The 6,602-nt window shown below is 60.0% G+C and carries 4 protein-coding genes; 3 read left to right on the top strand and 1 reads right to left on the bottom strand.

Annotated features, from left to right (window positions below; translation table 11 throughout):
• The first annotated feature begins 276 nt into the window (after positions 1-276).
• From EOD15_RS25595 to EOD15_RS25585, 3 genes are all read left to right on the top strand, one after another.
• Positions 277-4,059 carry a vitamin B12-dependent ribonucleotide reductase gene (locus tag EOD15_RS25595; RefSeq protein ID WP_127408958.1) on the top strand — a complete coding sequence of 1,261 codons (3,783 nt, stop codon included), beginning with the start codon at positions 277-279 and terminating at the stop codon, positions 4,057-4,059.
• Between the two features lie 281 nt (positions 4,060-4,340).
• On the top strand, positions 4,341-4,994 hold the full coding sequence (locus tag EOD15_RS25590) for a hypothetical protein (RefSeq protein ID WP_127321904.1): 654 nt from the start codon (positions 4,341-4,343) through the stop codon (positions 4,992-4,994).
• Positions 4,995-5,094: 100 nt separating this feature from the next.
• A complete protein-coding gene (locus EOD15_RS25585) occupies positions 5,095-5,301 on the top strand; it encodes a type II toxin-antitoxin system HicB family antitoxin (RefSeq protein ID WP_127321905.1) in 207 nt (68 codons plus the stop codon).
• A 331-nt stretch (positions 5,302-5,632) separates the two neighbouring features.
• Here the strand turns inward: EOD15_RS25585 and fghA are convergent, their stop codons facing one another.
• Positions 5,633-6,463: an S-formylglutathione hydrolase gene (fghA, locus tag EOD15_RS25575; RefSeq protein ID WP_127321908.1), complete on the bottom strand. Its 831-nt coding sequence runs from the start codon at positions 6,461-6,463 to the stop codon at positions 5,633-5,635.
• Between the last annotated feature and the right edge of the window lie 139 nt (positions 6,464-6,602).

Raw genomic sequence — 6,602 nt, 5'->3', positions numbered from 1 at the left:
CTATATTTAGTGTTTGCAGGTAGGTTCGACGCTAGATAGTGTGAATTTCCCTCGATCGAGGGAATCGGAAAAAATCAGTTTTGAGGGACCCGCGGGTTCGTCGGCGCGTTGGACAGATACTTCGCAAGGAGTTTGACCAGCAGGGCCGGCGGAGACCGCGAAAATGGAGAGCCGGCCGTTTTGGAACGCCCGGCAGACGGCGGACATGCGCGTTTCGCATCGGGGGCAGAAATCCCTGGAGGAAAGCGCTATATATAGACAAAAGGGACCGGACCAATGCGCATCGAGCGTCGTTTCACCAAGCCAGGACAATCTGCCTATGCGGAGATCGAATTCCGCAAGGCGCTTTCGGAGATTAAGAATCCGGATGGTTCGGTGGTGTTCCGCTTGGACAATATCGACGTGCCGGCGCAGTTCTCCCAGGTCGCAGCCGATATCCTGGCGCAGAAATATTTCCGCAAGGCTGGTGTGCCGGCGCGCCTGAAGAAGATCGAAGAGAACGACGTCCCCTCCTTCCTGTGGCGCTCCGTCGCCGATGAGACGGAACTTGCCAAGCTGCCGGAAGCCGAGCGCTACGGTTCCGAGATCGACGCCCGCCAGGTCTTCGACCGGCTTGCCGGCACCTGGACTTACTGGGGCTGGAAGGGCGGCTACTTCAAGGGGTCGGAGGAAGACGCGCGCGCTTTCCGCGACGAGCTTGCCTACATGCTCGCCACCCAGCGCGTCGCGCCGAACTCGCCGCAATGGTTCAACACCGGCCTGCACTGGGCCTATGGCATCGACGGCCCGAGCCAGGGCCACTTCTATGTCGACCCGTTCACCGGCAAGCTGACCAAGTCGAAATCCTCCTACGAGCATCCGCAGCCGCATGCCTGCTTCATCCAGGGCGTACAGGACGACCTCGTCAACGAGGGCGGCATCATGGATCTGTGGGTGCGTGAAGCACGCCTGTTCAAATACGGCTCCGGCACCGGCTCCAACTTCTCGCTGCTGCGCGGCGAAGGCGAAAAACTGTCCGGCGGCGGCCGCTCGTCGGGCCTGATGAGCTTCCTCAAGATCGGCGACCGCGCGGCGGGCGCCATCAAGTCGGGCGGCACGACGCGCCGTGCCGCGAAAATGGTCATTGTCGACGCCGACCACCCCGATATCGAGGAATTCATCGACTGGAAGGTCAATGAAGAGCAGAAGGTCGCCTCGCTGGTGACCGGCTCGAAGATCGTCAAGAAGCATCTCGAAGCGATCATGAAGGCCTGCGTCAACTGCGAAGGCAATGGCGACGACTGCTTCGACCCGGCCATCAACACCGCGCTGAAGCGCGAGATCAAGGCGGCCAAGAAGTCCGCGGTGCCGGAGAACTATATCTACCGCGTCATCCAGTTCGCCAAGCAAGGCTATTCGTCGATGTCGTTCAAGACCTACGACACGGATTGGGATTCGGACGCCTACCTCACGGTTTCGGGCCAGAACTCCAACAATTCGGTGTCGCTGAAAGACAATTTCCTGCGCGCCGTCGAGGACGATGCCGACTGGCACCTGACTGCCCGCAAGGACGGCAAGGTGCTGAAGACGCTGAAGGCCAGGGATCTCTGGGAAAAGATCGGTTACGCCGCCTGGGCGTCCGCGGATCCCGGCCTGCATTTCAACACGACGATGAACGACTGGCACACCTGCGCATCGGCCGGTGCGATCCGGGCGTCCAACCCGTGCTCCGAATACATGTTCCTCGATGACACGGCCTGCAATCTCGCCTCGATCAATCTGCTGCCCTACCGCAACGCCGACGGCACGATCGACATCGCAGCCTACGAGCACACCGTGCGGCTGTGGACCATCGTTCTCGAAATCTCGGTGATGATGGCGCAGTTCCCGTCGAAGGAGATCGCCAAGCAGTCCTACGAATACCGCACGCTCGGCCTCGGCTATGCCAATATCGGCGGCCTGCTGATGACGTCGGGCATTCCCTACGATTCCGATGAAGGCCGCGCGATCTGCGCCGCACTCACCGCAATCATGACCGGTGTCGCCTATGCCACCTCGGCCGAGATGGCCGGCGAACTCGGCGCCTTCGCCGACTACGACCGCAATGCGCAGAACATGCTGCGCGTCATGCGCAACCATCGCCGTGCCGCCTATGGCGAGAAGCAGGGCTACGAGAAGCTCGCCGTCAACCCGGTGCCGCTGGTCGCTTCCGACCTGAAGCAGCAGGACCTTGCGACCCACGCCAAGGCCGCCTGGGACCGCGCCATCGAGCTCGGCGAGGAGCATGGCTACCGCAATGCGCAGGCGACCGTGATCGCGCCGACCGGCACGATCGGCCTGGTCATGGATTGCGACACCACCGGCATCGAGCCCGACTTCGCGCTGGTGAAGTTCAAGAAGCTGGCCGGCGGCGGCTATTTCAAGATCATCAACCGCGCCGTGCCGGAAGCGCTGCGCACGCTCGGCTATTCCGAAGCCCAGATCGCCGAGATGGAGGCCTATGCGGTCGGCCACGGCAACCTCAATCAGGCGCCGGCCATCAACCCCGGCGCGCTCAAGGCCAAGGGCTTCACCGAGGACAAGATCGCCGCGCTCAACGCAGCCTTGAAGTCGGCCTTCGACATCAAGTTCGTCTTCAATCAGTGGACGCTCGGCGCCGACTGGGTGAAGGAGAATTTCGGCTTCACCGACGAGCAGCTCAACGATTTCTCGTTCGAGATCCTGCCGGCGCTCGGCTTCTCCCGGAAAGATATCGAGGCCGCCAACATCCATGTCTGCGGTGCGATGACGCTGGAAGGCGCGCCGTTCCTCAAGGCCGAACACCTGGCGGTTTTCGACTGCGCCAGCCCGTGCGGCAAGATCGGCAAGCGCTCGCTGTCCATCAACAGCCACATCCAGATGATGGCGGCTGCACAGCCCTTCATTTCCGGCGCCATCTCCAAGACCATCAACATGCCCAACGATGCGACGGTTGAAGACGCCAAGGGCGCCTACATGCTGTCGTGGAAGCTGGCGCTGAAGGCCAACGCGCTCTACCGCGACGGCTCGAAGCTGTCGCAGCCGCTCAACTCCTCGCTGCTCGCCGATGGCGAGGACGACGAGGACGAAGCCGTCGAGCAGCTGCTCGCCGCACCTGCGGCAGCACGTGCCGCACAGATCACCGAGCGGATCGTCGAGCGCATCATCGAGCGCGTGTCGCGCGAGCAGGAAAAGCTGCCCGGCCGCCGCAAGGGTTACACCCAGAAAGCCAAGATCGGTGGCAACACCATCTTCCTGCGCACCGGCGAATATGACGATGGCCGTCTCGGCGAGATCTTCATCGACATGAACAAGGAAGGCGCGACTTTACGTGGCCTTCTCAACAACTTCGCCATCGCCATTTCGCTGGGCCTGCAATATGGCGTGCCGCTCGACGAATATGTGCACGCCTTCACCTTCACCAAGTTCGAGCCGGCCGGCATGGTGCAGGGCAACGATGCCATCAAGAGCGCGACGTCGATCCTCGACTACGTGTTCCGCGAACTGGCGATCTCCTATCTCGGCCGCAACGACCTCGCCCATGTCGACCAGTCGGACTTTTCCAACACCGCACTTGGCCGTGGCATCAGCGAAGGCAAGACCGACGCGGTCTCCAAGGGCCTGACCCGTGGCGCCTCGCCGGTGAAGCTGGTGTCGCGCGTCAGCGGCAATGATCCGAAAGGCTTTGCGGCCCCCTCGGGCGCCCCTGCCCGCTCAGCACCGACCGCCTTCTCCGGCTCCAACGTGCTGGCGTTGAAGCCGGCCAGCGACGAAGCGGTCGCCTACAAACGCGACTATGAGGAGCGGGCAAAGGAACTGACCGAGGACATCGCCTTCGAGGAAGCGGCGGGTGTTGCTTCCGACGCCACGGCGGGATTGTTCACCGACGCGGCGGCCGTTGAGGCGGCCGAAGCCAAGAAACTCGCCAACGACCGCCGCGCCAAATCGCTGCTCCAGGGCTACACCGGCAATTCCTGCTCCGAGTGCCAGAATTTTACTATGGTGCGGAACGGGACTTGTGAGAAGTGCGATACGTGCGGTTCCACGAGTGGGTGCAGCTGAGGAAAATCTGAAGCGCTGAAACGCAACATCATCGGCCCGGTCGTAAGATCGGGCCGAAATGGCAACAGGAACAAAAAGGGTACAAATACATAAGGATGTCTTTATGTGACACCCCTCTGACAACAACAAAGCCGACCCTTTCGGGCCGGCTTTGGATGCCGCGAACAAGCCGAAGCCAACGCGGGGCGACGAGACCGAAATCCCCTCTCCTGTAGCAAGGCAATCATAGGGGGAGTCGGGACTCGGAGTCGAGGTAGCTGAGGCGAAACAGGACTCAGAAAATGTCTACATTCGGAACCTCTGCCTATCTAAAATTAATATCTCTCAATTCGAAGCCCCAGCGTACCGAACTGCGGAAAAGGCTCTCTCCAAGCAATGCCTCGTACGACTTTCATCGATCGCTACGCCTTCACTCAAATCGATTGCTTGCGAAAGGCGAGAATATCGAGAACGTATTGGAATCCGTTGGTCGCATAGCAAAACTGCCTGAGCGGACCTCTGTCCAGGCAGGTCTCGCGACACTCCTGAACTGGCGTGCTTCTCATCCCTCAAAACTCTTTGAAGTGAAAAGCCACATCTACGCCAGCCCGACCGACGTTTTCAAACTCAACTTCTCTGCGGATTTTGGAACAGTAATCGACGGCAAGCGATGTGCCGTCCACCTCTGGAACACAAAGAAGCCTCCTCTTTCGGAGAGGCTGACAGTCGGAGTCCTTTCTTTGATGAAGCAAAACTATCCAGAGCTGGATAACCTTGTGGTGTTGTCACTGCTTGACTCCCAGCTTTTCTGGTCAGCTGAGGATGTTCGATATGCAACTATTGGACACAACCTTGCGCTCCGGATCGAAGAAGTCATCTTGAGTGTCGAGGACGAACTGCGCCCGCCGACAACGGGTCGGCGCACTCCACCAGTTCCTCCACATCCGTTGACATGACTTAATCGCCGAGTACCCCTTCTCCCTTGTTGTGGGAGAAGGGCAGCGCCTGGGACATTGAACAGCATCCTCAAGCAGTCTGGTTTGAAGGAATGATGACATGCGTTACGCCGTGGTGATCGAAAAGGCAGGGAATAACTTCTCCGCCTATGTGCCGGACCTACCCGGCTGCATCGCAACCGGTGCGACCGTGCTTGAGGTGGAAACGGAGATTCGCGACGTGATACGCTTTCACATCGAAGGCTTGCGAGCCGATGGGCTGGATGTGCCCAACGGTGTCAGCCTAGCTGAATATGTAGAGGCATAGAGGCGGCCTCCACTCGATCCGGATCAGGCTCTGGTCCCGGCAACACCCTTAGCGTCTGCTCGTCAAACAACGGCTCGTCCTGGCCGATGCGGACGAACAGCACCTTCCTCCCCTCACCCACCGGCACCTCGAAATACTGGATGCCGTCAGGCATTTCGCCGCACGGTGGCTCCGGGATTTCATCGAGGCTTGCTACCGCTTTCAGCTCTTTCGCAAAGGCCGCGTTGGAGCTGAACGCTTAGCGCTTGACGCCGGCAGGCGCGGCGCCCTCGGTGTAAGGCGTCGGATTCAATAACTTGTTTGCATCTGGCCATGCCTTCGGCCTGCCAGATCAAAGCCTCTCAGCATGCCATCTCAGATGGTCGTCCATGAAGCTGGAGATGAAAAGATACGAGTGATCGTATCCATCCTGCATCCGCAGCTTCAGCGGAATACCTGCTCTGGCGCAGGCCGTCTCAAGCAGCCAAGGCCTCAGCCCGTCGTTAAGAAATCCGTCCGACGTTCCCTGATCCACCAAAAATTCGGGGAAACGGTATCCGTCGTCGATGAGCGACGTCGCGTCGCAGGTTCGCCACGAAGCCTCATCCTTCCCGAGATATTTCTCAAAAGCCGGTCTCGACCAGCCGGCGGTGCTTGGCTGGGCGATCGGGGCGAACGCCGAGCAGCTCTTGAAACGCTGCGGATTCTTCAAGGCAATCGTCAGCGCGCCATGCCCGCCCATCGAATGGCCGGAGATAGCCTGGCGCGCCATATCGGCTGGAAATTCAGCCGCGATGAGAGCCGGCAACTCCTCGGTCACATAGGAATACATGCGATAATTCTTCGCATAAGGCTCTTGCGTCGCATCGAGATAGAAGCCGGCGCCGGAGCCGAACTGCCAGTTGTCTTTTTCATCCGGAATGTCGGCGCCGCGCGGGCTGGTGTCGGGACAAACGACGATCAGGCCAAGCTCGGCGGCCATGCGCCTGTACTCGCCCTTGTCCATTACATTGGCGTGGGTGCACGTCAGGCCTGAGAGATACCACACAACGGGACAAGGCGCCTCCCGCGCCTGCGGAGGTTTAAAAACGGCAAAAGTCATGTCGCAACGGCAACTCGTCGACAAATGGGAATAGACGCCCTGCACGCCGCCATGGGCTTTCGTTTGAGAGATGATTTTCATGTGTTCTCCACGTTGCGGGTCGGATGACGGTCGGCCCCACCACTGCCACCCAGCGGCAAGCACTTGCGTCCTGCCATCCTATGGTTCCTGTGTCGACGGATCTCAGCGCGGAAAAAGAACCTCGCCCATTCCGAGCACT

The sequence above is a fragment of the Mesorhizobium sp. M7A.T.Ca.US.000.02.2.1 genome, from assembly GCF_003996995.1.
In the GTDB taxonomy this organism is placed as follows: Bacteria; Pseudomonadota; Alphaproteobacteria; order Rhizobiales; family Rhizobiaceae; genus Mesorhizobium.
This window is presented reverse-complemented; position numbering and strand designations above follow the sequence as displayed.